This is a genomic window from Micromonospora sp. NPDC047134 (assembly GCF_040643455.1).
GTDB lineage: Bacteria > Actinomycetota > Actinomycetes > Mycobacteriales > Micromonosporaceae > Micromonospora.
On record NZ_JBEYUI010000016.1, the window covers coordinates 116,428 to 143,399 of the forward strand.

A 26,972-nucleotide genomic window follows, 5' to 3' on the forward strand; every position below is an offset into this window, starting at 1 on the left:
ACGTATGCGGTAGAGGAAGGGCCCCTTCTTAACGGCGGTGCTTGTCGTACAGCGTCCACGCGGGTACCCGGACCGCACGGGTGTTCCCGTCGGTCAGGACGGCGAGGCGTCGGTATTGCAGGCGCAGGTGCCGGGCGAGGTCCGCGTCGGCGGTGGAGCGGTCCAGCAGGACGGCGGTACGCCCGTCGACGAGGGCATCACAACGGTGTCCGTTGACCGTCGCGTCGAGCGTGACGGTGCCCGTGTCCCGGGTCAGGTGGTCGTAGAGCCGTTGCAGCACGGGGTCGTACGCCTCCTCGCTGGCCGGGGCCTCCACGGCCGCGAGTTCCGCGCCGAGGCCCTTGCGGGTGGCCCAGAACTGCTGGTCGCCGACGACGAGCAGGTGGGCTCGGGCTCGGCTGATCGCAACGTTCCAGAGGTTCCGTTCCCCCTCCAACCAGGCGACACTGCTCGCGGGCATCGCCGACCCGGCAACCAGACCGAGGACGATGACGTCGCGCTCCCCACCCTGGAAGGTGTGTACGGTACCGACCCGGACACGCGGCTCGTCCCGCCACCGACCGGCCAGGCGCTTGGCCTGCGCCTTGTACGGCGTGACCACACCTACGGTGGCTTCGGGCGGCAGCACCTTCAGCAGGTAGCCGAGACAGTCGTGAATCTTCGCGGCCTCCGCCGCGTTGACCCATGAACCCCCGTACGGTGGCCGGGCCGGCTGCCCCGCCACCGGCACCCACACCACGGGCGGGCGGTCGATCCGGTGCTGACGCCTGGTGTCCGTCAGCACCGTGAGTCGCCCACCGTAGAACAGGCGGTTCACCAGGTCGGCGATCTGTGGATGGCAGCGGTAGTGCTCGTCGAGCAGCCGGCTGCCGCCCGCCGCGCGTTCGGCCGCGTGAAAGGCCGAGTGCCTGCGGTAGGACAGTTGCCGCTCCTCCAGCCAGTCGGCCCGCAGGCCCACTCTGCGGCGTGCCGTGGTCTCGCGATCCGCCGTGAGGCCGGGAATGTGCGGCAACTGCATGGGGTCGCCGATCACGAGGGCGCGTCTAGCCCGGAACAGCAGCGGAATGATCTGCGGCATCGAACACTGGCTCGCCTCATCGATGACGACCAGGTCGAACAGGCCGGCCTCAGGCGGAAAACGACGTGCCGAGAGACTGCTCACCGCCCAGCCGTGCACCGCGCCGAGCGCGCGCTTGACTGCCGGCCAGTCGCTGGCGCCGTCCTGTCGTACCTTCAACAGGCCCTCGACCAGGTGCCGTCCGCTCTGCGCGCGGGCCCGCACCGCACTGTCGACGAGCACGTGGGACGCCTGCTGCACGGCGTCCTCGGCCCGCGCCAGGTCGGCGGCCAGCCGGTCGTCGTCCGGCTGGCGTTCGGCCTGCCCCTGCAGCGCGACCCAGTGGCGCTGCGCGGCGGCCAGGTCGGACCACGTCAGGCAGGTCTGCGGGGTCGGTGAGCCGGAGTGCCCCAATGACCGCAGCAACCGTCGCCGACGCCAGGCACCGAGCAACCCGGCGTCGGCGCAGCGCCGCGCCCGACGTTCCCACCGGGCGAGCCGTTCATTACCACCGAAGCGGTCGGTCAGTTCCTCGACGGTGCCGTCGAGCGCAGCGGCGAGCCGTTCTCGGGCTAGCGCCACATGCAGTAGTTCCCGTTCCCGCGCGGCGATCTCGGCGAGCTGGGAACGGGCGGCGGCCAACGTGGCGTGTTTCTGGTGCAGCGCAGCCCGGGCGGACGAGGGGTTGATGGTCGTCGGCCCGAGCGTGGCCAACCGGGTCAGCTCCGCCGTCTCGTTGTCGGCGTAGTTGATCGCGCCGGTGCGGCTGCCGGTCCGCACCAGCAGGCCAGGAAGCAGTCTCCTGCACCGTTGCCACACCTCGTCGACGGCGGTGTTGTTCGTGGACGCGACAAGCACCTTCTGCCCGGCCGCGACGGCTGTCGCCACGGTGTTGGTGACGAGTTGGCTCTTGCCGCTGCCGGGTGGCCCGGTGGCGACCGTCAGCGTCGTCGTCATCGCGGACGCGATCACCGCCTGTTGGGACTCGTTGCACGGCAGAGGGGTGACCAGGCTGATGCTCGGCGCGTCGACCGGCTGCCGGTCACCGCCCAGCAGGGCACCGAGCGCCGTACGACCGATCTGCGCCGTCGAGGCCCGGATCTGGGCAAGATCCTTCAGCAGGCCCGTGACTGCCTGGTTGGGCGGGGCGCGATGCAGGACGGCGACATTACGCGCGCCCGCAGTAGGTGTGCGCTGGTCGAGGACGGAAGCCAGCAGCTCCGGCCGCAGTTCCTCCACCATCGGCAGCTCGAACTCGGTCTGCAACAGTGCGCGCACGTCCCGGACCATCTGGCCGTACATGCCGGCATGCCAGGTCGCGAAGTAGGTGGAGAGCAGATGCTGGGCCTGCTCGGCGCCGAGCCGCTCACGGGCGAGCCCTGGATGGGGTTGAGCCGGGCCGACCGCGGCCAACCGCAGCCTGTCGCCGTCGTCGACCACCTCCACCCGTCGTACCAGCAGCGGCGCGAAGCGGGGTTCCCGCCACGGTCGGTCCGGCGGGCCGTACAACAGGACGGCGGGGTAGCCGGCCCACAGCTCGTCGCCGGATTCCGTGGCGTTGCGCGCCCAGTCGGCGGTGCCGTCGGTGAGTACGACGTGATCGTCACCGTCCTCGCCACCGGAGAGGATGCGTTCGCGGCCCGGCAGCAGCACGTACCGGTCGTCCTCGTCGCTGAGCTGAAACAGCGGGCTGTCGTCGGTGCTCTGGAGGCACGCCTCGTAGTAGCTGAGCAACTGCGTCCAACCCGGATTGACCGGTGCGTCGTTCGCGTACTGCTTCGGCGACTCGGATCGGACGCCCTCAGCGGTGGTCAGATCGGGGGGTGTCGCCTCCAGCCGGACCGCTCCGCCGGAGATGACATCCGCGATGATGACCTTCGAGTTGACGCCGACGGAGGAGCAGACGGGGGCTTGGCGGGAGCCGAGTTCGTGTGCGCGTACCCGGGGTGCGACGTAGTGGAAGAGGTCCTCGACAGACACCTTGCCGTCGCCGTCGTGGTCGGCGCGGCCGGTCTGCAACGCCGTGACGATCTCGGCGGTGAACACCGAGGGGGTGGGGCTCGCGGACGTTCCGGAAGTGCCGGCGTACGACGCCTCGCCGACCCCGGACGAGGACAGGACGTAGACACCTCGACTTTGCAACGGTGCTGCCTGCTCGGCGCCCTTCTCGTCCCGGGTACGCAGTCCGACAGCGAACCCGCCGCTGTCGCAGGCGTCGATGATGGTGACCTTCCTGGGGGCTCGGCATCCCTCAAGTTGCTCGTTGACGAAGCCGGCGGAGACTGCTGTCTCGGCAGGACGATCCGGATCGGTGTCGCGGGCCACGAAGAAGAACTCGCCGGAGCTGAATCGCAACCGGAAGCCGTGGCAGCTGATGTAGAGCAGGGCCAGGTCAGCCGGACCGGCCTCTTCCAGGAATCGGCTGATCTCCTGGCGCATGTCGACCGCGGTCGGATCCGGCAGCGACGTGACGTCGTCGAATCTGCCGATCGCCGGATGTCGGAGAACCTGGCTCATCGCCCAGATGTCGGCCCGACACGATGGCAGTGGGGTGAAGGTGGCGCTGTCGTAGCGCTCCACCCCGATGAGCAGAGCCCGGCGCACCCCGGCCGACACGCCGTTACTGCCCACCGTCTCGGAGGAACAGTTCGACGAGGCGCTCCTGACTGGCGGTCGTCGACGCGGGTAGCTCGATGCTGCGGTCACCGATCGTGAGGAGCACCCGCCGGTTGCGGTCGCGTTCGAGCCACGCCTGAATCGTCGCGAGCAGGACGCGGCCGCCGGCGTGGGCACCGGCTGTGAGGAAGACCCACATCGAGGCGTCGGTCAGCAGTTCGGCGCCCTTGGTACCCGGCCCGCCGGACGACACCCTGTCCTCCTGCGGCCGGACGTCGAGGCCGTCGACCGCGGCCAGCTCTTCCACCAGTGATCTGGCCAGTCGCTCTGCCCGGAGCACATCGCCGTCCGCGAGAATCTGCACCTGCGCCACGGCGTTGTCCGCCACGGGTCCTCCAGTCGTCCAACAACGAGGGGCTTCGGGAGCGCAAATGGTAACGACCGGGACGAAAGATCATCGTCCCTTGTGGCTGATCTGTCGATTATCCGACCCTGTGCCCCGGCAGTCGGCGGGGCGCCGGATCAACTGCCGAGGGTGTACGTGCCGGCGCGCGGCAGCCGGACCGCCGTCCAGTCCCCGTCGGCGGTGACGATGGCGCCGCCGGAGGCGGTCAACCAGCGGCTGTGCCGGACCCGGACCGGCACGGTCGCGGCACCGGTGGTGCGGAAGGTGACCGAAGCGCCGTCGGTGCGCAGCAGTTCCCCGGGCGCCCCGACCAGGGGGGTGGGGTCGGTCACCGCGTACAGCCGCCAGTGCCGGTCGGACCAGACCTCGGTCAGGTACGGCAGGCCGTCGTCGATCAGTTCGGCCTCCGCCCGACCCACCCAGGACAGCGGGACGTCCGGCACGGCGACGTACTGCACCGCGTTGTCGTCCAGCCAGGCCCGGTAGCTGTCGACCGTCAGCGGCACCCCGGTGCCGGCCGCGCCGGGCACGGTGGTGAAGAACAGCGGGTTGCGGTCGATGTCGGCCTGCCGTAGCCAACCCCGGGCCAGCGGCACCTCGCCCAGCCGGGCGGCCTCCCAGTAGTTGCGGGTCGGTGGCACCTCCAGCCGACCGGTGAGCCCGCGCCGGTCCAGTTCGGCGCGCAGCGGGGCGAAGTAACCGGGGTCGTTGGTCGGGTCGCCGATGCTGCGCAGGTCGGCGGGGACCACCGGCGGCTGCCACCAGCACACCACCCCCAGCAGCACCGCCAACGCGACCGCCCCCACCCGCCGCCGGGCAGGCTGCGGCATCGCGCCACCCGACGGGGCTTGGGCTGGCGAAGCGGACGGTGGCTGGGCCGGAGGGGCGGGCCGGCCCATCCGCCGGGTCGGTCCGAGCCAGGCGGGGCGGTGGGCGGCGGCGGCCAGCAACGGTAGGGCGAACATGGTCGCCAGGCGGGTGGCGTTCAGGCCGACCGGGGTGTGCAGCAGCGCCGCCGCGACCACCCCGGCGGCGGCCAGCAGCGCCCCGACCCGCACCGGCCGGTACCGGACCAGCGCGGCCACCAGCAGGGCGGTCACGGTCGCCCGGATCGTGTCGGTACGGCTGATGTTCATCCAGCCGCCGTCGCCGAACAGCAGCGCGGTCACGCCCAGCGGCAGGGCGGCGGTCACCGCCAGGGTCAGCCCCTCGGCCCACCGGCGGGACAGCAGCAGGGCGACTCCGGCCAGGCCGACGAAGAGGCCGGCCACCGGGCTGGTCGCCGAGGCCAGCAGCGCCCCGACCCCGGCCAGCACGAGCGGCCATCGACGGCGGGTCGGGGTGGTACCCGTCGACGACGGGGCGGCCCGCCAGGTCAGGGCGAGCAGGGCGGCCAGGCCGAAGGCCACCCCCAGGCCGTAGGTGATCCGGCCGGAGACCAGGTTGCCGGCGATGGTGGCCACCCCCACCAGGCTGCCGAGCAGGGGCCGGGGTACCCGGGTGCGGACCAGCAGGGCGGCGAACAGGGTGGCCGCCGCGACCAGGGCGACGACACCGGTGGGGCGTACCCCGAGCAGGGCCATCACCGGCTGGGCCAGCAGGCTGTAGCCGAACTGCTGGACTCCGCCGTACCAGCGCAGGTCGACCGGGGTGGGGCCGTGCGCGGCGAAGAAGTCGGCCCGGGCCACCTGCGCCGCCAGGTCCGAACCCATCACCGGGAGGATGAGGTACGCCACACCGAGCGCCCCTGCGGACGCGGCGGCCAGCGCCACCACCCGAGAGCCCCGCATGCCCACCTCCGTACCGCGCTCACGGTACTGGCAGCATGACGGACGTGCCCCATCACCTCGTGCGCTGGACTGGACTGGCCGGATCGATCATGTTGGCGGTGGCTGCCTTCCTCGGCGGTGCCCTGCCCGACGGGGACCTACGACCCGACCCGGTGAAGATCTGGTTGGGCCCGAACGGGCCGTGGATCATCGGTTTGTGGTTGTTCGGCACCATCGCCATGTCGGTGGCCTGGTGGGTGTTGCGCGACCGGGTGCCCTCGGCCCGCTGGGCGTTGACCACCGCCGCCCTGTGGATCCTGCCCTTCCTGGTAACCCCGCCGCTGGGCAGCCGGGACGCGTACGCCTACGCCTGCCAGGGGGCCAGCTACGCCAACGGCATCAGCCCGTACGAGTACGGCGTCTCCACCCTGCCCTGCCCCTGGCTGGACACCATGTCGTACATCTGGCGGGACACCCCGGCGCCGTACGGTCCGCTGTTCGTGGTGATCTCCGGCGCGGTGGTCGCCGCCACCGGCTCGCTGTTCGGCAGCATCGCGATGTTCCGGGTGCTCGCGGTGGCCGGGGTGGTGCTGACGGCGGCCTGCCTGCCGGTGCTGGCCCGCCGCTGCGGCGTGCCGGTCGGCCGGGCCCTCTGGCTGGCCCTGGCCAGCCCGCTGGTGGGGGTGCATTTGATCTCCGGGGTGCACAACGACGCCATGATGGTCGGGTTGATGGTGGCCGGACTGGCCATAGTGGTCACCTGGCCGGGCCGTACCTGGCACCTGCTGGCCGGGGGAGTGGTGCTCGGCCTGGCCGCCGGGATCAAGGTCACCGCGCTGGTGGTGGTGCCCTTCGCGGCCCTCGCCGCGATCCCCAACGGGTTCTCCCTGCGCGGCCTGCTGCGCCACGGTACGCCGGTGGTGGGTGGCGCGGTCGGCACCCTGTTCGGGGTGACCCTGGCCGCCGGACTGGACCTGGGCTGGATCACCGGGCTCTCGCACGGCAACGAGGTGATCGCCTGGACCTCGCCGCCGACCGCGGTCGGGCAGACCCTCGGCTACCTGGCGTTGCCCTTCGGCCTGCACATCGACGCCCTGCCGGTGACCCGGGGCATCGCCATGGTGGTGCTGGCGGCGCTGCTGGTGTGGCTGTGGTTCCGGGCCCGGTACCGGGAACCCCTGTGGCACGCCGCCCTGGCCCTGACCGCGGCGGTGGCGCTGGCCCCGCTGTTCCACCCCTGGTACTGGTTCTGGCCGCTGGTCCTGCTGGCCGCCACCGCCCACCGGACCTGGTGGTTCAGCGCGGTGACGGTCTACTCCGCCTTCCATGTGCTGGCCGACGGCACCGGGCTGCCCCGGCACACCAAGACCATCGGTGCGCCCCTGATGACCCTGTTCGTGATCGTGGTGGCGGTCCGCTTGATACGGTCGGCGAGGACGGCCCGCCGTCCCGTTCCCGCCGACTGAGGAGAGGTACGCCGGTGACCGACCCCGGCGCTCCCCGACCTGTCTCCCCGCGCGACCGGGGGGCCCGTCACCTGGGGCTGGTCGGGGCCCTGCTGCTGGTGGTCGCCGGATATCTCGATGGTGCCCTGCCGGGAGCCACCACTGTCCGGGTCTGGGACTCCGACACCGGTCCGCTGACGGTAGCCCTGTGGCTGGCCGGTACCGCCGCCATGGTCGGGGCGTGGTGGATGTTGCGCGCGGGCGCCCCCTCGGCCCGGTGGGCCTACCGCACCGCCGGGTTGTGGACCCTGCCGCTGCTGTTCAGCGCACCCCTGGGCAGCCGGGACGTCTACTCGTACGCCTGCCAGGGCTGGGTGTACGCCGACGGCGATGACCCGTACGCCACCGGGGTGGCGGCGGCCGGCTGCCCCTGGCTGGAGGCGGTCGCCCCGGTCTGGCGGGACACCCCTGCCCCGTACGGTCCGGTCTTCGTGCTGCTCGCGGCCCTGGCGGTGATGCTCGGCGGTGGCCTGGTCGGCACGGTGGTGGCGTTGCGGGTGCTGGCGGTGGCGGGCCTGCTGGTGGCCGCGCTCTGTCTGCCCGGCCTGGCCCGGGCGGCCGGGGTACCGGCCCGACGGGCGACCTGGCTGGTGCTGGCCTGCCCACTTGTCGGCGTACACCTGGTGGCCGGCGCGCACAACGACGCGGTGATGCTCGGCCTGCTCCTGCCCGGCCTGCTGCTGCTGACCCGCCCGGTGGTGTCCGCGCCTCGGATTACCGGCCAGCGGCCGGGGTGGCTGCTGGCCGCCGGGATGCTGCTCGGGCTGGCGGTGTCGGTGAAGGCGACCGCCGGGGTGGTGTTGCCCTTCGCGGCGTTGGCTGCGGTACGCGGCCGGTACACCCTGCCGGTGCTGCTGCGCGACGGCGGTCTGCTGGCCGTCGGGGTGCTCGGCGCCGTGGCGGTGACCTCGCTGCTGTCCGGTCTGGGGCTGGGCTGGATCGGCGGGCTGGGCAGCAGTGGCGACACCGTGCAGTGGACCTCGCCCCCGACGGCGGTCGGCATGGTCGTCGACTACGCCGGTGAGCTGGCCGGTCGGGACCTCGGCGCGGTGTCGGTGGCCCGGGTGGTCGGGCTGGTCCTGCTGGCCGGTTTCCTGGTCTTCCTGTGGTGGCGGACCTGGTCCGCACTGCGTGGGTCCACTCGGGCCGCTACCCCCACCGGTGCTTCGGCAGCCGACCACTGTCCCGACCCCCGGGTGGCCCGGTGGCGGCTGGCACTCGGTGGTGCCGGGGTGGCGCTGGTAGCCACCGTGGTCCTGGCGCCGGTGTTCCACCCCTGGTACGCCACCTGGCCCCTGGCGGTGCTGGCGGTGACCGCCGGCCGGACCACCTGGTTCGTGCTGCCCTGCGCGGCGGCGTCCTTCCTGGCCCTGCCGGACGGCACCAATGTGGCCCGACTGGTCAAAGCGCCCGGCGCGGTGGCGATGACCCTCCTGGTACTGGCAATCCTGCTCTGGGCGCCGTCCCGGCTGAGGCGTCAGTCGCCGGGTGGATCACCTACCTGACCGGGGGGTGTCAGCGCGGTCGGGCTACGACTGACACCCCCCGGTATCCGGTCAGCGGTGGTTACCGCAGGTGGGGCAGGAGGTGGCCGGTCGCAGGCCCACCCGGCGACGCAGCGCCACGGCTGCCGGCAGCAGGGCCGGGCCGATCAGGGCCACCGCGATCGCGGTGGCGACCATGGTCGAGTAGGTGGGACGTGGGGCGCCGCTGGCCAGGCCGTCGACCGCCCCGGCCAGCAGGTGCGCGTTGAGCAGGCCGACCGGGGTCAGCAGCGCCACCGTGGCCCAACCGCCGCGCTCGTCGCGCCGCATCCCCAGCCCGATCGCCAGCAGCACGCCGATCACCAGCAGCACCATGCCGGTGATCGGCAGCAGCTGCTCGGCCGTCCAGGCGTACCAACCCCAGTTACCCCGCCCGACCAGGGCCAGCCCGGTACCGACCCCGGCGAGCGCCGCCATGCTCGGCAGGGCCCGCACCGGTCGCGGCAGCCGGTCGCCCACAGCCAGGGCCAGCACTCCGAGGGCCACCTGTGGGGCCAGGACGGACAGCGGCGGGCGGGGTGCCCCGAACAGCCCACCCACCACCGGAGCGACAGTGGTGGCCAGGATCGCCACGGCTAGGGCGACCCGGGTGATCCTGCCCGGCGCCACGAACAGCAGCGGCGCGCAGAGCAGCCAGGCGCACCAGACGATCACCCCGACCGAGACGAAGGGGCCGAAACTCGGCATGCCCCACTCGGGTTTGGGGGCGTTCGGCTCGACCGTGGCCCAGAAGCCGGCCAGGAAGACGGCCGTGGCCAGGGCCAGCAGTCCGGCCAGGCGTACCCCGGGAAGCAGATCGGTCGCGCCGGCAGCCCGCAACCGCTGCCGCAGACCCCCGCGCAGCAGGTCGGCGGCCTCCGCCGGGGAGGGCCAACGCCGTTCAGGACCCGCCAGGTCGAGGTAGGTCCCGACGATCTCGTCGCCGCGCTCGCGTCGGTAGTCCGCCGGGTACGCCCGCAGCAGGCGCCGGTAGCGTCGCGCCAACTCGCTCATGCCAACCCCCCGGCCGTACGCGGAGTCAGTGCCTGGACCCGGCGGGTGCGCAGCCGGGCGGTGGCCGCCTCGACGTTGCGCCGCAGCCGCTCGGTCTCGGCGGCCAGGGTGGCGTCCCCGCTGGGGGAGAGGCGGTAGTAGCGGCGCAGCCGACCGTCCACTGTCTCCTCCCGGTCGACCTCTACCAGCCCGGCGTCGGTGAGCCGGTCCAGCGCACCGTAGAGGGTGCCGGGGCGCAGTGAGAGCCGCCCCTCGGAGAGGGCGGCGACCTCGCCGATGATCGCGTAGCCGTGCATCGGTTCGCGCGCCAGGGCGGTGAGGATGAGGAAGGTGGGTTCGCGTAGCGGCGTATCCATGCCCGCAATATATCGGACGCGAAGGTATCCGGGGGTCCCTGACACGCGCGGGCCGACCTGAGTCAGTGCCCAGTCTGGTGAGGGGTCACCGGAGGCCGGCATCCCGCAACTGTCGGGTGGCGGCCCGGTCGATGCTGGTCCGCGAACCGGCCATCCCCAACCCGGTGGCCGCACTCAGCACCACGATGGCCAGCAGAATCGGCAGGAACACCGTCCGGACCACCATGGCCCAGCAGCCGGTCAGGCCCAGTCGACCACCGTCGGCGACCCGTACCAGCTGGGTGCCGGTGAGGACCCCGCCGAGGGCTCGCCCGTTGCGGTAGCACAGCCCGTACAGCATCGGCACCACGACGCACGCGGCGAGCGCCAGCAGGACGACGGCATCGATGGACAGGCCCTGCCCACCGTCGTGCAGCAGGGCCAGGACGACGACACAGACCCCGACACCGAACAGACACACCACCGCGTCGATCAGCCAGGCCAGGACCTGGCCCACCAGACCCGCCCGCAGGTACGGGGTGCCGTCGGTGAAGGTGGCCACCCGTCTGGAGGTACCCGGTCCCCAGGCCTGCTCCGCGTACGCCTTGGCGGCCTCCAGTCGGGTCGACGGCCGTTCCATCCCGCGGAGGGTCATGGTGTGTTCTCCTGTCCGATCTTGTGGCACCTGTCGGCACAGTGTGCGGCAGCTTCGACAGGCGGACCGGAGGGGGTGGATTGTTCGAGGCAGGGGGCCCAGACGCGGCCGGGCCGGCCCCGCGAACGCGGAGCCGGCCCGACCGGAGCTGATCTGCCTCAGCAGTCGAAGTACATCGCGAACTCGTGCGGGGTCGGGCGCAGACGCACCGGGTCGACCTCGTTGGCCCGCTTCCAGTCGACCCAGGTGGAGATCAGGTCCGGGGTGAAGACCCCACCGTCGAGCAGATAGTCGTGGTCGGCCTCCAGGGAGTCCAGCACCGCCGGCAGCGAGCCCGGCACCTGCTTGACGTCGCCCCACTCCTCCGGCGGGAGGTCGTAGAGGTCCTTGTCGATCGGCGCCGGCGGCTCCATCTTGTTCTTGATGCCGTCCAGGCCGGCCATCAGCATCGCCGAGAAGGCGAGGTAGACGTTGGCCGAGGGGTCCGGCACCCGGAACTCGACGCGCTTGGCCTTCGGGTTGCTGCCGGTGACCGGGATGCGGGTGCAGGCGGAGCGGTTGCGCTGCGAGTAGACCAGGTTGACCGGCGCCTCGAAGCCCGGCACCAGACGACGGTACGAGTTGACCGTCGGGTTGGTGAAGGCCAGCAGCGACGGCGCGTGGTGCAGCAGACCGCCGATGTACCAGCGGGCGGTCTCGGACAGGCCGGCGTAGCCGGTCTCGTCGTAGAACAGCGGCTCACCGTTGAGCCAGAGGCTCTGGTGGGTGTGCATGCCGGAGCCGTTGTCGCCGAAGAGCGGCTTCGGCATGAAGGTCGCGGTCTTGCCGGCGGCCCAGGCCTGGTTCTTGACGATGTACTTGAACAGCTGCATCTGGTCGCCGGCGTGCAGCAGGGTGGAGAACTTGTAGTTGATCTCCGCCTGGCCGGCGGTGCCGACCTCGTGGTGCGAGCGCTCCACGGTGAAGCCGGTGTCGATCAGCCGGCGGACGATCGAGTCGCGCAGGTCGGCGTAGTGGTCCACCGGCGGCACCGGGAAGTAGCCACCCTTGTACGCGGTCTTGTAGCCCCGGTTGCCGCCCGCCTCCTCGCGGCCGGTGTTCCAGGCGCCCTCGATCGAGTCGATGTAGTAGAACGACTGGTGCGCCGAGGTCTCGTGGCGGATCGAGTCGAAGATGTAGAACTCGGCCTCGGCGCCGAAGTACGCGGTGTCCGCGATGCCGCTGGCGGCGAGGTACGCCTCGGCCTTCTTCGCCACGTTCCGCGGGTCTCGGGAGTACGCCTCGCGGGTGAACGGGTCGTGGATGAAGAAGTTCAGCGCGAGGGTCTTCTGCGTGCGGAAGGGGTCGATGAAGGCGGTCGCGACGTCCGGGAGCAGGAGCATGTCCGACTCGTGGATCGCCTGGAAACCACGGATCGACGATCCGTCGAAGGCGAGACCGTCGTTGAAGAAGGAGTCGTCGACAGACTCCACCGGCAGGTTGAAGTGCTGCATGACGCCGGGCAGGTCACAGAAACGAACGTCGACGAACTTTACGTCCTCGTTCTTGAGGTAACGCAGGAGTTCCTCGGGATTGGCGAACACTCGTCCTCCTGGCACGTCCACGGGTAGCTAGGCTCCTGGCGACGCTATGGCTGTGGGGTTGCCCAGCCATGTCTCCAGTGTTTCTGCCGTGTTACGTCCCTCGCGGTGTGTCACCTCTAACAGTTGGGGCCGCTGGGACCGGAGGGACGGGTCCGACAGGGCCAGTCTAGTGAAGCTTCAGGTAGGTCGTCCGATTTCGCGACCTCGTGCCGGACCTGCGCCCGGTTGTCACCACAGCGCTGAGTAACCTTGGCCGCTGTGACAACCCCGCCGCACCCTCCGACACCGCCCGCAGTCGACCCGGACTTCGTACCGGCCGATCTGGGGCGACGATTCGGAGCGCTGATCATCGACTGGGTGCTCTGCCTGCTCGCGGCCGGCCTGTTCGCCAGCCCGACCCGCGACGGCTGGGCGCCGGTCCTCGTGCTGATCGTGGAGTACGCCGTCTTCCTCGGCCTGTTCGCCCAGACCCCCGGCATGTACGTGACCCGGATCCGCTGCGTGGACTGGACCGACGGCGGCCGGATCGGCCTGCTGCGCGCCCTGCTGCGCGGCGTACTCCTGGCCCTGGTGGTGCCCGCCCTCCTCATGGACCAGCACCGCCGCGGCCTACACGACCGCCTGACCCGCTCAGTAACCATCCCCGCCCCCCGCTGACCCCCGGCCCCCTGCCCCCTGCCCCGCGATCATGCACTTTTGGTCTCGGCAAAACGCTCATTCCTGGCATAACGGCGACCGAAAGTGCATGATCGCCGCTGCGGGGTGCGCGGGGTTATGCACGCGCAGGCTCGCGAAGCGCGAGCGGTGGGGCGATGCGGAGCCGGGGCGGTCAGCGGCCGCGCATCTGGCGGGCGCCGCGCGGCGGGCGGAGGTTCTTGGGGATGGCGCCCTTGGGCATCTGCGGGCGGGCGGTGAGCGCCTTGAGCCGCTTGTCCAGGGAGTTGACGTCCTTGCCGCTGAGGTTGCGGGGCAGCCGCATCAGCGTCATCCGCAGCTTGCGGATGGGCAGTTCGCCCTCCTCCTGACCGATCACGTAGTCGTACAGGGGGGCGTTGCCGATCACCTTGGCGAGTCGCCGCTTCTCCTGGCCGAGCAGGCTGCGTACCCGCTGCGGGTTCCCCTCGGCCAGCAGGATCACGCCCGGTCGGCCGATGACCAGGTGGACCATGTCCATCTGGGTGGTCGAGCTGACCGCGGGGGAGACCCGCCAGTCACCGCGCATGTTCTCCATGATCTGCGCGGCGGCGCCCGGCTGCCCCTCGGCGGCGTTCATCATCGCCCGGTTGGACCGCAGGTTGAGCACGATCAGCAGGCAGAGCAGGGCGAACAGGATGCCCAGCGGCAGCCACAGCCAGCCCCAGAGCACGATCGCCACGACGGTCAGCGCGAGTGGGATCAGCACCGCGCCGGCGGCCAGCGGCGCGAACCACTTGTCCTGCTTGGCGGTGAACTTGAACACCAACCCGATCTGCTTCAGCCGCTGACCGAACGAGACCTTCTCCTGGGGCTTTGCCATGGCGTCAAGTCTAGTGGTCGGCAACCGATGGCCGATCCGCGCCCGGGTGCTCCATCCGGGCGGCCGAATCGGACCGGACCTCAGGCGACCTGGGCGGCATCCTCGCGGGCGGAAAGGGCCTGCTGGTAGAGCCGTCCCGCGCGGTACGACGAGCGCACCAGCGGCCCGCTCATCACCCCGGCGAAGCCGATCTCCTCGGCCTCGGCGCTCAGCTCGACGAACTCCTCCGGCTTGACCCAGCGCTCCACCGGGTGGTGCCGGGGGGAGGGGCGGAGGTACTGGGTGATGGTGATCAGCTCGCAGCCGGCCTCGTGCAGGTCGCGCAGCGCCTGGGAGATCTCGGCGCGCTCTTCGCCCATGCCCAGGATCAGGTTGCTCTTGGTCACCAGACCGGCGGCGCGGGCCTGCCGGATCACGTCCAGGGACCGCTCGTAGCGGAACGCCGGCCGGATCCGCTTGAAGATCCGGGGCACCGTCTCGACGTTGTGCGCGAGCACTTCCGGTCGCGCCCCGAAGACCTCGGCGAGCTGCTCCGGTACGGCGTTGAAGTCGGGAATCAGCAGCTCCACACCGCAGCCGGGCTGCAGGGCGTGGATCTGCCGGACGGTCTCGGCGTACAGCCAGGCACCGCCGTCGGGCAGGTCGTCACGGGCGACGCCGGTGATGGTGGCATACCGCAGGCCCATCGAGACCACGGACTCGGCCACCCGGCGCGGCTCGTCGGCGTCGAACTCGGCCGGCTTGCCGGTGTCGATCTGGCAGAAGTCGCAGCGGCGGGTGCACTGGTCACCACCGATGAGGAAGGTGGCCTCCCGGTCCTCCCAACATTCGTAGATGTTGGGGCAGCCGGCCTCCTGGCACACCGTGTGCAGCCCTTCGCGCGAGACCAGCCCGCGCAGTTGGGTGTACTCCGGGCCCATCTTGGCCTTGACCTTGATCCACGGGGGTTTGCGTTCGATCGGCGTCTCGGCGTTGCGAGCCTCGATGCGCAGCAGCCGTCGCCCTTCTGGGGCGGGGGTCGCGCTGCGCGTGGCCTGGCCGGTCGTCGGTGCGGTGTGCTCGATCGTCACGAAAACGAGCCTACGTCGGACGGCGGCTGTCGATGAACAGCGGGCGACCCCCGTCACCCCCCAACCCCTGTGAATCCCCCCACCCATTCAAAGTTGATCAAGGACGTCGGTGACGGCGCCGATCCTGACGCAAACCTATTGATCAACGCGGCAGAACGGGTCAGGCGGTGAGGGTGGGGAGGTGGGTTTCGACGACGGGGAGGACCTCGGTGATGGTGATGGGGCGGCCCAGTTCGGCGGAGAGGGAGGTGACTCCGGCGTCGCGGATGCCGCAGGGCACGATCTTGTCGAAGTGGGTCAGGTCGCAGTCGCAGTTGATCGAGAAGCCGTGCAGGGTGGCCCCCTGGGCTACCCGGATGCCGATGGCGGCCACCTTGCGGGCCGGGCCCCGGTCGTCCTCCGGCACCCAGACGCCGCTGCGTCCCTCGACCCGGCCGGCGGTCAGGCCGAACTCGGCGCACACGTCGATCAGCATCTGCTCGACCCGCCGTACGTACGCGACCACGTCGATCGGGTCGGGCAGGCGCAGGATGGGGTAGCCGACCAACTGCCCCGGACCGTGCCAGGTGATCTTGCCGCCCCGGTCCACATCGACCACGGGGGTGCCGTCCATCGGGCGGTCCCACGGCTCGGTGCGCTTGCCGGCGGTGTAGACGCTCGGGTGCTCCAGCAGCAGCACGGTGTCGCCGGACTCGCCGGAGACCACCGCCTCGTGCAGGCGGCGCTGCTCGTCCCAGGCTGCGGTGTAGTCGAGGACACCGGCGCGCACGGCCGTCAGGCCGGAGGTCGTCGTGGTCACGTGATCCAGCCTAGACCCGTACTCGCTGGTCACCTGGGGTGAGCCAGCTCACCCGCGGTCAGTTCTCGCGGACCCGCCAGAGCCAGACGTCCTCGACCCGCTCCGGTTCGCCGAGCAGCATGGTCAGGGTCCGGCGCAGCGCCTCCTCGTCGACCGGCCACTTGGCGCCGTGCACCTCGTCGGGGAGCACCACTGTCTCGATGCGCCAGTGCTCTAGGTCGGCCCGGACATCCTCGCGGGTGCCTGCGGTGACGATCGGGGGCAGTCCGGTGCGGGCGGCCTGGTCGAGCAGGGCGCTGAAGGGCCGGGGCACCGGCCCGATCCGGCCCCGGCCGTCCGGACCGCCGGGCCCGAGGAAGAACCCGGACGGGATCGCGAACTCACCCTGCCGGTTGGCCAGGGCGTACGCCTGCCAGCGTTGACCGTCGGGGTAGACGTCCAGGGCCAGCGGCACCGGGGTCAACACCCCGCCGGGGGAGACGTACTCCCGCCAGGCGCCGGAGGTGATGAAGCGGGGGATCGGCTCCCGTTCGCTGGTCAGCAGGGGGGTAGGGAACAGCGGCAGCAACGCGGCCACGAAACCCAGGATCCAGGCCACCGCCGCCGGCCGGCGCGGTGGTCGCTGCCGCAACTGGTCGATGGCGTACGCCAGCAGCAGGCCGATCACCGGGGTCACCACCAGGGCCAGCCGGGCGGGCAGCGCGGCGTTCACCACCGGCAGGTGCCCGAGCAGGTCGAAGGGCATCGGCAGGTCGGTACGCCGACCGTCGACCTTCGCCACCGGCCCGAAGGAGAGCACGCTGAAGACCACCGCCAGGGCGCCCAGGGCCCACAGGGTGGCCCGGCGACGCGGATCCGCCCGACGCCACAGCAGCACGAAGCAGCAGAGGGTGAGCACCAGCAGCGGCCACCCGAAGAAGGAGTTCTCCTCGGTGGGGTTCGGTGCCAGCGAGGTACGCAGGCCGGCCTCTCCGGCCAGGGAGCGGCGCGGGAAGGCCGCGTAGGCGGCGATGTCCTCGGAGTGGATCACCGGGTCGAAGCCGGTGCCGTGGAAGCGCTGCGGCCCGGCGAAGTGCAACCACAGGGGGTACGCCAGCAGCGCCCCGGCGACCACCGCGGTCGTCGCGAGGCCCCGCAGGAAGGACGGCAGCACCGCCCGGGCCTCGGCCCGGTTTGCCGGGTGCAGCGCCCAGACGGCCACGAACAGGCCCAGGGCCAGGGCGGTGAAGAACAGCCCTTCGGCGGCGATCGAGAAGGCCACCGCGACGAGCAGTCCCAGGATCACCCCGTCGCGCAGCCAGTGCCCGGGTCGGCGCAGCGCGAAGACCCGCCACACCAGCAGCGGCACCAGCCAACCGGCGGTCCAGTTCAGGTGGGCGTTGGCGTGCGAGACCATGCCGGGGGAGAAGCCGATGAACAGCCCGCCGACGGCGGCGGCCAGTGGGCTGCGCACCAGGTGCCGGGAGAGCAGCCAGTACCAGGCGACCGCGGTGGCGGCCAGGTTCAGGGTGAGGATCACCAGGAAGGTGGCCGGCGCCCCGATCAGGTACGTCAGGGGGGCGAAGACCACCGCGTACACCGTGATCGAGGTGTTGACCGCCAGGTTCACCCCGTCCGGCACGTTGATCAGGTACGTGTAGAGGGGGTTGTCCCCGTGGCTGACCGCGTGCCCGCCGAAGGCCAGCAGCCACTCGAACAGCGCCTGGTCGCTGGAGTTGACCGTGATGGCGCGACCGTTCGGGTTCCGCCACAGCCCACTGGTCACCCAGACGGCCAGCGCCAGCGCGACAAGTGTCACGATCAGGTCGGCGCGACGATCACGGGTGACGGGTACCGGTGAGGCGGGCGCGGACGCCACGGACGGCGAGGTGGGCACCTAGCGGACGTTACCAACCGCGTCCGGACACGCCGGCACCTTCCGGGTGCAAGCCGGGGTCCCACACCCGGACATCGACGAATGTGTGCATCCTCGCCATGTCATCGCCCGGACCCATCTGCGTAACCTCGCGGTAATCATCGGTGATCCAGATCACATTCCTCGGGAGGTCCCGTGCGCCTAATCCGTACCCCCTTCGGCCGGCTGGCCGGCGTACTGGCCGCTCTGGTCCTGGCCGCCACCGCCCCGGTGGCGGTCGCCGTACCCGCCCAGGCGGCCTCCCTGGCCCAGGTCACCGGCTTCGGCACCAACCCCGGCAACCTGGCCATGTACGCCTACCGGCCGGACAACCTGCCCGCCGGTGCCCCGGCCGTCGTCCTGCTGCACGGCTGCGCCCAGGACGCCGCCGGCTACTTCGCCAACTCCGGCTGGCGCAGGTACGCCGACCAGTGGAAGTTCACCGTGATCGTGCCCGAGCAGCGGTCGGCCAACAACTCCAGCGCCTGCTTCAACTGGTTCGAGATCGGCGACACCAGCCGGGGCCAGGGTGAGGTGCTGTCCATCAAACAGATGGTCGACCACGCCCGGTCCCGCTACGGCACGGCCGCCGACCGGGTGTACGTCAGCGGCCTGTCCGGCGGCGGGGCGATGAGCGCGGCCCTGCTGGCCACCTACCCGGAGGTCTTCGCCGCCGGCTCGGTCATCGCCGGCCTGCCGTACCGCTGCGCCACCGGCATGGTCAACGCCTTCTCCTGCATGAACCCCGGGGTGGACAAGACCCCGGCGCAGTGGGGTGACCTGGTGCGCGCCGCCCACCCCGGTCACTCCGGCCCGCGCCCCCGGGTGGCGATCTGGCACGGCACCGCCGACTACACCGTGGCGACGTCCAACGCGGTGGAGTCCCGTGACCAGTGGACCAACGTGCTCGGGGTGACGCAGACCCCGACCAGCACCGCCCAACTGCCCGGCGGCACCAGCCTGGAGGTGTACGGCAGGGACGCGGTACGGCTGTACCGGATCTCCGGCATGGGCCACGGCACCCCGGTCGACCCGGGTACGGCCATGGACCAGTGCGGCACCGCTGCGGCGTACTTCCTGGACACCATCTGCTCGGCGTACCGGGACGCGCTCTTCTTCGGCCTGGACGGCGGTGGCACGCCCCCGCCCACCCCCAGCCCGACGGCATCGCCGAGCCCGACCGTGTCGCCGAGCCCGACGGTCTCCCCGAGCCCTACCGGTGCCCCGACCTGTGTCACCGCCAGCAACTACGCCCATGTGACCGCCGGCCGGGCCTACCACTTGGGTGGGTACGCCTACGCCAACGGCTCCAACCAGCGGATGGGGCTCTACAACACCTTCTACACCACCGCCCTGCGGCAGATCGCCCCCAACCACTGGACCATCGGCTGCTGAGCGGAGCCGGGGTCAGTCCTGGAGCCCGGCCCGCAGAGCGCTGGGCAGATCCGGGTGGCGGAAGCGGAAGTCGGCCCGGGTCAGTACGCCGGGCAGGACCCGGGTGCTGGTCAGGGCCTCCTGGGCGAAGCCACCCAGGGCCACCTTCAGGGCCAGGGCGGGGATCGGGATGACGGCGGGGCGGTGCACCTGCCGGGCCAGCTCCCGGGTGAACTCGGCGTTGGTGACCGGGGCTGGGCCGACCACGTTCACCGGCCCGGCCAGGTCGGCGCGGGCGAGCAGGTAGGTGGTGGCGTTCAGCCAGTCCACCATCGAGATCCACGGAATCCACTGCCGTCCGCTGCCCAGCCGTCCGGCGATGCCCAGCTTGAACGGCAGCAGCAGTGGCTTGAGCAGCCCACCCTCGCGGTGCAGCGGCAGCCCGGTGCGCAGCCGCACCACCCGTACCCCGGCGTCCTCGGCCGGCCGGGTAGCGGCCTCCCACACCCGGGCCACATCGGCGAGGAAGCCCTCCCCGGCCGGGGCGTCCTCCTCGACCACCCGGTCGCCGGTGTTGCCGTACCAGCCGATCGCGGAGGAGTTCAGCAGCACCTCCGGCCGGTCCGCGGCCGGCAACCCGGCGATGGTGATGGCCAGGGTGCCCGTGGTGTCCACCCGGCTGGACCGGATCAACTGCTTGTACCGGTCGTTCCAGCGCCGGTCACCCACCCCGGCACCGGCCAGGTTGACCACCGCGTCGGCCTCGGCCACCAGGGCCGGGTCCAGCTGGCCCGCCGAGGGTGACCACTGCCGCTCGTCCGGGGTACGCGGTGGCCGCCGGACCAGCCGGGTCACCTGGTGCCCGTCGGCGACGAGCAGGTCGACCAGCCGGGTGCCGAGGAAGCCGGACGCGCCGGCCATGAGGATCCGCATCCTCATATCTTCCGGTACGCCGGGGATTCCGGCCGAGTCACCTCGGTCACCGGGTTGGACTGGACTTCCAACGCTTCACGACCTCGTCGATGGCCGCGACCATTCTGGCCCAGCTGTCCAGGCGGAGGACAGGGCCGGCCGGGTCGAGCCGTTCCAGCAACTGCTTGCGGTGTTCGTTGAAGCGCCGGGCTACCGCCTCGCGCCGTCTACCGGACTCCTCAGACGCCGTCAGCAGGCTGGCACGGAGAATGCTCTTGGGATCAGCCCGTGATTCGACCTCGTGGGGTCTCGGAAGGTTCAACCTTGCCCGTCCCCTGGGGTTGCCCGCGACGTGACGGATGGCGGCTTCGTCCAGCAGCAGCCATGCCTCGGTCATGCGCACCGGAATGACCGGGACGAGTTCGGTCGACACCCCCAACGATCGCACCGCCGACTCGATCTCCAGTCGGCGGGCGTGTTCCCCCGCGTTGTCCGCGTCCCGATGGACGACGATCACATCAACCGTGTCCCCGACGAGTTCGAGCCCGGCCCGCACCCGGGACGCCACATCGCGGTCGACTCCGGAGAGGCGCGGGAAATCTGGTGTGGTCAGGGTGACAGGGCAGCCTTTGTAGAAGAACAAGCGCTCGATATGCGCGGCTAGGGGCCCGTCCGAGGTGCCCTCTGGTACGAACAAGCCCGAGAGGGTGTGGGTGGTCATGCGGTCAGGCCCGGGGGGAGGCGCAGCTTGGCCTCGGGTGGCTCGGCAAGGTAGGCCACGATGTCGGCCATCGAGAAGGCTGGTTTTCCTCGTCTTGCCCGCCACGACTGGCGGTACGGCAACAGGGACAAAGCTCGCGCTGCCTCACCAGCGGGGGCCGCCTTCAGCCGCAGGTCAGCGAGCAAAAGGTCGTCAGGATCGCAGAGCTGCACCACCCCGGGCGAGTGAGTGTTGATGATGACTTGACGAAACGGATTGTCATCGTTGGGCCGATCGGTGGGGTCGACGGCGAGGTCGCGGACGAGCTGCACCATGGCCGGCAGATTTGCCGGGTGAATGCCGTTCTCCGGCTCTTCCATGCAGATGAGACCGGTGAACTCTGCGTCCTCCAGTAGGACGCAGAGCGCGAGGAAACGCAAGGTGCCCTCGGACAGCGCGCGTGCGGGAAGCCGTAGGCCCCCCCGCTCACGAAGGAAGAGCGTGAAAAGCTCCCGAGCTTCGTCGAACTCGACCGTCAGATCCTCGACCGCGACGCCGGACAGGTCCGAGAGCCTGCCGGCCACCCTCGCGTAGACCCGATCCGGCTCGACCGACCATTCCGGCCCGTGTGCCACTCGATAGAGCGTGGCGGGCAGGTGCCGGCCGTTGGTGGCCAGTGATTCAGCTCCGGTGGTGTCGTCCGGCGTCCGCAACGCGGACGGTTCCAGGGCGAGCCGTCGCCAGCTTCTCATCTCGTTCCGGGCGGCCAGTAGCGTCGGATCGTCCGCGGTGATCTTCGTGCTCAGTACCGTCCGTACCACTCGACCAGCCGGTCGGGACTTCTCGACCCGGTTCCAATGGTCGTGCACGTTGATCAACCGCTCGTTGCCGCTGCCGCCGTCGGTGGACAAGAAGACGCGGTCCTGGTCTTCGCCGATCAGCACGGCATCGAGAAAGGCCGCAGCGGCGGGGAAGGCAAGGCGAGCGCGAGCGTTCGGAATCTGTCGCAGGTCCTCGCGGAGCAGATGAAGTCGTCCCACCGAATGATCGCCGCGCGAGGACTCGTAGCTGAGCAGCACCTCGTATCGCAGGTAGGTGGCGGCCGGACGAGCCCGTTCGCCGAGCTCATCCTCGACCTCGGCGGGGACGATCATCTCTGCTGCGATTCTGATTCGGTGCTCGTGTTCCCGGTAGCCGTCCCAGAACAGATCGCGCGGGTCGCCGCCCTTGGTCCCGGCCAGGCCGCGCACCCGCAGGGCGGCCTCGGTCAACGAGTCGGTCGCCAGATACGAGAGGAACTCGATGGCGTCGAAAAGATTCGACTTGCCCATACCGTTGGCGCCGGCGATGCAGGTGAAAGGGCCGAACTCGACGTCTACGTCGAGCAGGTTCTTGAACCCCTGCACCTGGAGCCGCGTCAGCATGGGCTGAGCCTAGCCGGAGCTGTGCGATTCACCAGGGCCGCCGTCGGTCGGCGCGGCGCTGATACCAGCGGCCTGACAGTTCTGTCGGGTCGAGCCGCAGCGCGATGGAGGCGCAAGCCTGGCTGGACGTAGCGTGCTGACGGAGTCGCGCAGAGATCGGGTCGAAGCGTTGCAGAGGGTGGGCGATGCTTGCGTAGGCGTCCCTGGGGCCGTTCGTCCGGCACGAAAAGTCCGTCCGGGTGGTCCCTGTCGCACAACCGGCAACCGCTCGGTCCCTGGTGACCTCCTGCGGCATGAGGCACTATGGCCTTCATATCTGTGCAGCTCAACCTGAGATTGGGTACGTGAGTCATGGCGCTGTCTCGTCGCATGATCATTTCGGCCGTGGCCCTCACGGCCGTGGTCGGTTCGGGGGTGGCGTACGCCGCCTGGCCGGACAGCGAACCACCGCCGTACCAGCCGCCGACCTCTCATGTGGTCCAGCCGGGTGCCCCGGGCCAGGTGGGTAAGACCCTCTCCGAGGAAGAGGTGGCGAAGATTTCGCCGCCCAAGTTCACCGCCGCGGACACCATGTTCATCCAGGGCATGATCCCGCACCACCAGCAGGCCCTGACGATGACGGCCCTGGTGAACGACCGTACGAAGAACCCGGACATCAGGCTGCTGGCCAAGCGGATCGACGTCTCCCAGCGGGACGAGATCGCGCTGATGAACCAGTGGCTGGAGGAGCGCAACGTGCCGACCAGCGGGCCGAACGCCGGTCACTCCGGGCACGAGCTGATGCCGGGCATGCTCACCCCCGAGCAGTTCGACGAGCTCAAGCAGGCTCGGGACGCGGAGTTCGACAAGCTGTTCCTCACCCTGATGATCCGTCACCACGAGGGGGCGGTGTCGATGGTGGAGGAGCTGTACGCCTCCGGCGGCGGGCTGGAACCGGCCGCCGACCAGTTCGCCCGGGAGTTCGAGGCCGACCAGAGCATCGAGATCACCCGGATGCAGAAGATGCTGGCCGCGATGCGCTGACATCCTCGCCGTGGTCCTGCTGTCCGAGCAGGACCACGGCGTACCCGTCAGGTCGTTTCCGGCCAGGACCACGGCGTACCGTCGGCTCGGTTTCGGCCGGGGCCACGGCGAGGTGACGCAAAGGCGAGGGGCACCTCGGCTCGAATGGTTTCGAGCCGAGGTGCCCCTCTACTTCAGGAACAGATCAGAGCGAGTTACGGAGGTCCTGGAGGGACTTCTTCAGCTCCTTGTTCTCCGGCCCCCAGACGGCGGCGGAGGCCGCGAGGAGCTGGATCTTCGCCACGAGGCGCAGGTCCTTGGAAGCGGACTTCTCAGCCTGCTGCATGAGCTGGTCCACCACGTGGGCCTGCGTGCGGCTCAGGCTCTTGGCCCGGACCGCCTGGTCGAAGTACGCCCGGGAGACCGCGAAGCTCGGCTTCCACTTGATCTTCGGCTGGTGCTGGGCGTTGAACTCGGGCAGCTTGACCTGCGTAGCCGCCTTGATCTCGGCCGCAGACAGGTGCTCGCTGGGCTTCAGCGCGAACGTGTCAAGGCCGCGAGCCATCTCGTTGCCGAACAGGTTGCCGTTGTACCAGTACACCGACCAGTAGCCGCCGCTGACGATCCGGTCCGGGTTGATCGGGCCGCGGTCGAAGAAGGCGATCTCCTGCGGGTTGGCGGAGTCGGTGAAGTCGAACACCGAGAGACCGCCCTGGTACCAGGCCTGGACCATGATGTCACGGCCGGGGACCGGGATCAGCGAACCGTTGTGCGCGACGCAGTTCTCGGCCAGGGTCTGCGGAACCGGCAGCTTGTAGTAGCTGCGGAACTCCATCTTGCGCTTGACGATGTCGAAGATGGCGTTGGCGCCCCACTCCGGCTGGTCGGTGTCGCGGCAGCGAGCACCGCTACCGCCGCCCCACTCGTCGGTGAAGATGACCTTGGTGCCGTCGTTGTTGAACGTCGCCGAGTGCCAGTACGCGAAGTTCGGGTCGGAGACCTCGTCGATCCGGACCGGGTTCGCCGGGTCCGAGATGTCCACCAGGATGCCGTTGCCCTGGCACGCACCAGCGGCCAGCCCGATCGCCGGGTAGGCGGTGATGTCGTGGCAGGTGTTGGTGTTCGGCGACGGCGACCAGTTGCCACCGGACGGGTGACGCGGCGTGGTCGGGCCGTTCTGCAGGCCGTCGATCCGGCCGGTCGCCGGGTCGGTGAACAGGCGAGCCTCGTTCACCACGGCGGCCTGCTGGGGAGCGGCCAGCGGAACCTTGATGACCTCGATGCGCCAGCGCGACGGGTTGTCACCGTCGGCCGGGTTGTTGTTGCAGCCCTCCATGGTGGTGGCCGGCCGCACCCCGGCGGTACCGGAGTTGTAGATGTAGACGTGCTTCTTGTCCTTCGGGTCCGTCACCACCGTGTGGGTGTGCGAGCCGCGGCAGAGCTGCACCGCGGCGACCTGCACCGGGTTGCGCACGTCGCTGATGTCGAAGATGCGGACGCCCTGGAACCGGGTGCCGACGCTGCTGTTGGTGCCACAGTCGACGCGCCCGCGGGTCTCCTCGACCGACATGAAGACCAGGTTGCCGAAGACCGAGGGGTCACCCTGGCCACCCGGGCAGACCACGCTGGTGACCAGCGTCGGGTCGGCCGGCTTCGAGACATCCATGATGTTGAAGCCGTTGTAGTTGCCCAGGACGGCGTACTTGCCGCCGAAACCGAGGTCCGAGGCGATGAAGGAGCCGGCGCCCGGGTTGTTGGGGTCGACGAAGCCCGCCGGCTTGGGACGGTTGGCCAGGTGCTCCAGGTTGCTGATCGCCGTTTCGGCGTCGAGCCAGCCGGCCCCGAGCCCGACTCGCGGATCGGGCTCCGCAGCCGACGCGGTGCCCGGCAGGGCACCGGCCAGGAGCAGCCCGGCGGCGATCACGCCGAGGGCTTGCCGGCCCCGGCGGGGCCGAGAGGGGGATCGAAGTGTCATTGCCTGCCTTTCGGTGGAACGACCGACGCGGGGGGTTCCATAAGGAAGGACGCGTCGTGTGCGTAGGACCGTACCGATCACGGGTCCCGCGCCGTCTCCGCCGAACGGGTGAAGAAAACGCCAGGTGGGAGCGCAAGCAGGCGGTTTTCGTCAGGTACCGGAAACAGCCCGGGAAATCCTCGTGGATCATCCGCCATTCGTCGAATGCGCACTGCGGCGCAAGTCGGTGTCTTCCGGACGGCTACCGGGTCGCGGCCCGATGTCTCTCCGGCGGCATTCTGATGTCCTTCGGACAGTCGGGTGTGGAGGGCGGCAGGGCTCAGAGTGTCGTGTCGGGCGGGTTGTCGTGCCAGCGGGCCCGGTAGGCGGCCTCATGGGCCTCGTGCGCGGTCCGCTCCTCGTAGACCACCGCGCGGAGCGCCTGCCGGCCCTCCGCCATCAACACCACCTCAGCGATGATCAGACCGAGGCAGATCGCGGTGAGCAGGCCCATGGTGACCAGTCCGGGCAGCCGCATGGCCGCCGGAATGCTGGCCCCCAGCACCGCCACGGTGCCGAGCCGCAGCCAGGACAGCGTGCGCAGGGTACGCAGCTGGAACAGCATGTTGCCGGCCAGATAGCAGATCACCCCGCCGTACAGCAGGGGCACGTCCGGGCCATGTGCGGGCTCGCTGAAGGGCACCCCCGGCTCGGCGATGTCGTGCACGATGCCCTCGGCGCCGAGGGCGAACAGGATGATCCCGGCGATCATCGGCAGATACAGGTACGCGTACGCGTCGCGGGCCATCAGCACCCTGGGCCGGCCCAGGGTGGCGTGCAGGGCGATCCGGGCGGCCGGGCCGATCACGTCGTAGTGCAGCCACCACAGGGCGGCGGTGAAGACGATCCCCAGGATGGCCGCCGTGATCCCCGGCCAGGTGGGCGGTTGGCCGATCAGGTTGCTGCCCAACCCGACGGAGATCACCGACTCACCCAGGGCGATGATCAGGATCAGGTCGTACCGCTCGGTCCAGTGCTCCGCGGAGGTGACCTCCCAGCCCCAACTGCTGGCCAGCAGGCCGGTGCCGTACTGGAGCAGGATGACGGTGACCCACAGCCCGTCGCGGATCACCCCGGCCATTCCGGAGTCGGTGAGCTGGCCGGGCAGCAGCGCCGCCACCAGCAGCAGAACGGTGCTCAGGACCAGCTCCGGGGCGTACCGGGTGAGCTGCCGACGTTCCGTCGGGTTGTCCCGCAGGATGTGTACGAACAGGGCCAGGTGCACGGCGCGGATGACCACGTAGCTGACCGCCACGACGACCGGTCCGGCCTGGGTGCCACGCGAGTCCTGGAAGGCCTGCGGCAGGGCCAGGGCGAACGAGAACAGCGCGGCCATGCCGGCCACCATCAGCACCGGCACGAAGCCTTCGCCGATCCGTACCCGGGTGGCCACCACGGTGTGCACCACCCAGCACCACCAGAGCACCGCCAGCACGAGCAGGGCGTGGAACAGGCTGCGCCCGGTGATCTCGGTGGCCGTGGTCCGGGCGATGTTGAAGAACGAGAAGACGAAGACCAGGTCGAAGAAGATCTCGAACTTGTCGACCCGGGCCCCCGGCGCAATCCCGACGGCCGGCCCCAGCCGCCGCCTCCGCTGCCCCCCGTCGCTCACCGCCCGAGTTTCCCAAGCTCACCCCACCACCCGCGCCAAAATCCACCCCCACCCCTGCCCCGCACACCCCCGTCCCCGAGCCCGTCGCCGATCTTCTCGTCGACGCTTCTATAGGTGGGCCGGTTCCGGGAGGAGTTGGTATCGGTAGGTTCGATGTCGGTGAGCTACGAGTGACTCATGCAAGATCTGGCC

The 26,972-nt window shown here is 70.4% G+C and carries 21 protein-coding genes; 5 read left to right on the plus strand and 16 right to left on the minus strand.

Annotated elements, in window-relative coordinates; all coding sequences use genetic code 11:
* Positions 1-28: 28 nt before the first annotated feature.
* The 3 genes from ABZ795_RS19940 to ABZ795_RS19950 all read right to left on the minus strand — a co-directional run bounded on the left by ABZ795_RS19940 (position 29) and on the right by ABZ795_RS19950 (position 5,869).
* Positions 29-3,688 carry an AAA domain-containing protein gene (locus tag ABZ795_RS19940; RefSeq protein ID WP_357531420.1) on the minus strand — a complete coding sequence of 1,220 codons (3,660 nt, stop codon included), beginning with the start codon at positions 3,686-3,688 and terminating at the stop codon, positions 29-31.
* A complete protein-coding gene (locus ABZ795_RS19945) occupies positions 3,678-4,061 on the minus strand; it encodes a hypothetical protein (protein ID WP_357531421.1) in 384 nt (127 codons plus the stop codon). Before ABZ795_RS19945 ends, ABZ795_RS19940 begins: the two co-directional genes overlap by 11 nt.
* Before the next feature lie 134 nt (positions 4,062-4,195).
* Positions 4,196-5,869 carry a hypothetical protein gene (locus ABZ795_RS19950; protein ID WP_357531422.1) on the minus strand — a complete coding sequence of 558 codons (1,674 nt, stop codon included), beginning with the start codon at positions 5,867-5,869 and terminating at the stop codon, positions 4,196-4,198.
* A gap of 44 nt (positions 5,870-5,913) precedes the next feature.
* On the opposite strand from ABZ795_RS19950, the gene mptB (ABZ795_RS19955) reads away from it, so the two are divergent.
* Complete coding sequence (mptB, locus tag ABZ795_RS19955) at positions 5,914-7,314, plus strand: polyprenol phosphomannose-dependent alpha 1,6 mannosyltransferase MptB (protein ID WP_357531423.1); 1,401 nt, start codon at positions 5,914-5,916, stop codon at positions 7,312-7,314.
* 14 nt (positions 7,315-7,328) lie between these two features.
* Complete coding sequence (gene mptB, locus ABZ795_RS19960) at positions 7,329-8,858, plus strand: polyprenol phosphomannose-dependent alpha 1,6 mannosyltransferase MptB (RefSeq protein WP_357531424.1); 1,530 nt, start codon at positions 7,329-7,331, stop codon at positions 8,856-8,858.
* A 51-nt stretch (positions 8,859-8,909) separates the two neighbouring features.
* Here the strand turns inward: mptB (ABZ795_RS19960) and ABZ795_RS19965 are convergent, their stop codons facing one another.
* The 4 genes from ABZ795_RS19965 to glnA all read right to left on the minus strand — a co-directional run bounded on the left by ABZ795_RS19965 (position 8,910) and on the right by glnA (position 12,463).
* Entirely contained in the window at positions 8,910-9,890 is a 981-nt protein-coding gene (locus tag ABZ795_RS19965; protein WP_357531425.1) for a hypothetical protein, read from the minus strand.
* Positions 9,887-10,246 carry a PadR family transcriptional regulator gene (locus tag ABZ795_RS19970; protein WP_327024724.1) on the minus strand — a complete coding sequence of 120 codons (360 nt, stop codon included), beginning with the start codon at positions 10,244-10,246 and terminating at the stop codon, positions 9,887-9,889. The genes ABZ795_RS19965 and ABZ795_RS19970 overlap by 4 nt, the downstream gene beginning before the upstream one ends.
* Before the next feature lie 85 nt (positions 10,247-10,331).
* The gene (locus tag ABZ795_RS19975; RefSeq protein ID WP_357531426.1) at positions 10,332-10,880 is read right to left on the minus strand and encodes an RDD family protein; all 549 of its coding nucleotides are present in this window, start codon (positions 10,878-10,880) and stop codon (positions 10,332-10,334) included.
* Positions 10,881-11,038: 158 nt separating this feature from the next.
* Positions 11,039-12,463, minus strand: a complete 1,425-nt coding sequence (glnA, locus tag ABZ795_RS19980; RefSeq protein WP_327024726.1) for a type I glutamate--ammonia ligase — start codon at positions 12,461-12,463, stop codon at positions 11,039-11,041.
* A 321-nt stretch (positions 12,464-12,784) separates the two neighbouring features.
* Between glnA and ABZ795_RS19985 the strand changes: the two genes are divergently transcribed.
* Complete coding sequence (locus ABZ795_RS19985; RefSeq protein ID WP_327027023.1) at positions 12,785-13,120, plus strand: RDD family protein; 336 nt, start codon at positions 12,785-12,787, stop codon at positions 13,118-13,120.
* A 172-nt stretch (positions 13,121-13,292) separates the two neighbouring features.
* Here ABZ795_RS19985 and ABZ795_RS19990 read toward each other — a convergent pair whose 3' ends face one another.
* The 4 genes from ABZ795_RS19990 to ABZ795_RS20005 all read right to left on the minus strand — a co-directional run bounded on the left by ABZ795_RS19990 (position 13,293) and on the right by ABZ795_RS20005 (position 17,724).
* Positions 13,293-13,979: a DUF4191 domain-containing protein gene (locus ABZ795_RS19990; protein ID WP_357531427.1), complete on the minus strand. Its 687-nt coding sequence runs from the start codon at positions 13,977-13,979 to the stop codon at positions 13,293-13,295.
* A gap of 80 nt (positions 13,980-14,059) precedes the next feature.
* Complete coding sequence (lipA, locus tag ABZ795_RS19995) at positions 14,060-15,106, minus strand: lipoyl synthase (RefSeq protein WP_357531428.1); 1,047 nt, start codon at positions 15,104-15,106, stop codon at positions 14,060-14,062.
* A 103-nt stretch (positions 15,107-15,209) separates the two neighbouring features.
* Positions 15,210-15,848 carry a lipoyl(octanoyl) transferase LipB gene (gene lipB, locus ABZ795_RS20000; RefSeq protein ID WP_357531429.1) on the minus strand — a complete coding sequence of 213 codons (639 nt, stop codon included), beginning with the start codon at positions 15,846-15,848 and terminating at the stop codon, positions 15,210-15,212.
* Positions 15,849-15,906: 58 nt separating this feature from the next.
* Positions 15,907-17,724, minus strand: coding sequence for a DUF2079 domain-containing protein (locus ABZ795_RS20005; protein ID WP_357531430.1), 1,818 nt, complete (start codon positions 17,722-17,724; stop codon positions 15,907-15,909).
* A gap of 174 nt (positions 17,725-17,898) precedes the next feature.
* On the opposite strand from ABZ795_RS20005, the gene ABZ795_RS20010 reads away from it, so the two are divergent.
* Positions 17,899-19,137, plus strand: a complete 1,239-nt coding sequence (locus tag ABZ795_RS20010; protein WP_357531431.1) for a PHB depolymerase family esterase — start codon at positions 17,899-17,901, stop codon at positions 19,135-19,137.
* A 12-nt stretch (positions 19,138-19,149) separates the two neighbouring features.
* On the opposite strand, the gene ABZ795_RS20015 is transcribed toward ABZ795_RS20010, so the two are convergent.
* From ABZ795_RS20015 to ABZ795_RS20025, 3 genes are read right to left on the minus strand one after another with little or no spacing between them, the layout of a single operon-like run.
* A complete protein-coding gene (locus tag ABZ795_RS20015) occupies positions 19,150-20,049 on the minus strand; it encodes a TIGR01777 family oxidoreductase (protein WP_357531432.1) in 900 nt (299 codons plus the stop codon).
* Positions 20,050-20,095: 46 nt separating this feature from the next.
* The gene (locus tag ABZ795_RS20020) at positions 20,096-20,749 is read right to left on the minus strand and encodes a hypothetical protein (protein ID WP_357531433.1); all 654 of its coding nucleotides are present in this window, start codon (positions 20,747-20,749) and stop codon (positions 20,096-20,098) included.
* Complete coding sequence (locus ABZ795_RS20025; protein ID WP_357531434.1) at positions 20,746-22,152, minus strand: AAA family ATPase; 1,407 nt, start codon at positions 22,150-22,152, stop codon at positions 20,746-20,748. Before ABZ795_RS20025 ends, ABZ795_RS20020 begins: the two co-directional genes overlap by 4 nt.
* A gap of 384 nt (positions 22,153-22,536) precedes the next feature.
* Here ABZ795_RS20025 and ABZ795_RS20030 point away from each other — a divergent pair, with 384 nt between their 5' ends.
* Positions 22,537-23,175, plus strand: coding sequence for a DUF305 domain-containing protein (locus tag ABZ795_RS20030; protein ID WP_357531435.1), 639 nt, complete (start codon positions 22,537-22,539; stop codon positions 23,173-23,175).
* A gap of 184 nt (positions 23,176-23,359) precedes the next feature.
* Here the strand turns inward: ABZ795_RS20030 and ABZ795_RS20035 are convergent, their stop codons facing one another.
* Together ABZ795_RS20035 and ABZ795_RS20040 are read right to left on the minus strand one after the other, a co-directional pair.
* Positions 23,360-25,078, minus strand: a complete 1,719-nt coding sequence (locus tag ABZ795_RS20035) for a hypothetical protein (RefSeq protein ID WP_357531436.1) — start codon at positions 25,076-25,078, stop codon at positions 23,360-23,362.
* Between the two features lie 370 nt (positions 25,079-25,448).
* Positions 25,449-26,780, minus strand: coding sequence for a low temperature requirement protein A (locus ABZ795_RS20040; RefSeq protein WP_357531437.1), 1,332 nt, complete (start codon positions 26,778-26,780; stop codon positions 25,449-25,451).
* Positions 26,781-26,972 lie beyond the last annotated feature (192 nt).

Coding starts and splice junctions, on each gene's coding strand:
- ABZ795_RS19965 (WP_357531425.1), bottom strand. CDS start 9,890: ATGAGCGAGTTGGCGCGACGCTACCGGCGCCTGCTGCGGGCGTACCCG.
- ABZ795_RS19975 (WP_357531426.1), bottom strand. CDS start 10,880: ATGACCCTCCGCGGGATGGAACGGCCGTCGACCCGACTGGAGGCCGCC.
- ABZ795_RS20015 (WP_357531432.1), bottom strand. CDS start 20,049: ATGCGGATCCTCATGGCCGGCGCGTCCGGCTTCCTCGGCACCCGGCTG.
- ABZ795_RS20020 (WP_357531433.1), bottom strand. CDS start 20,749: ATGACCACCCACACCCTCTCGGGCTTGTTCGTACCAGAGGGCACCTCG.
- ABZ795_RS19970 (WP_327024724.1), bottom strand. CDS start 10,246: ATGGATACGCCGCTACGCGAACCCACCTTCCTCATCCTCACCGCCCTG.
- ABZ795_RS20025 (WP_357531434.1), bottom strand. CDS start 22,152: ATGCTGACGCGGCTCCAGGTGCAGGGGTTCAAGAACCTGCTCGACGTA.
- ABZ795_RS19950 (WP_357531422.1), bottom strand. CDS start 5,869: ATGCGGGGCTCTCGGGTGGTGGCGCTGGCCGCCGCGTCCGCAGGGGCG.
- ABZ795_RS19990 (WP_357531427.1), bottom strand. CDS start 13,979: ATGGCAAAGCCCCAGGAGAAGGTCTCGTTCGGTCAGCGGCTGAAGCAG.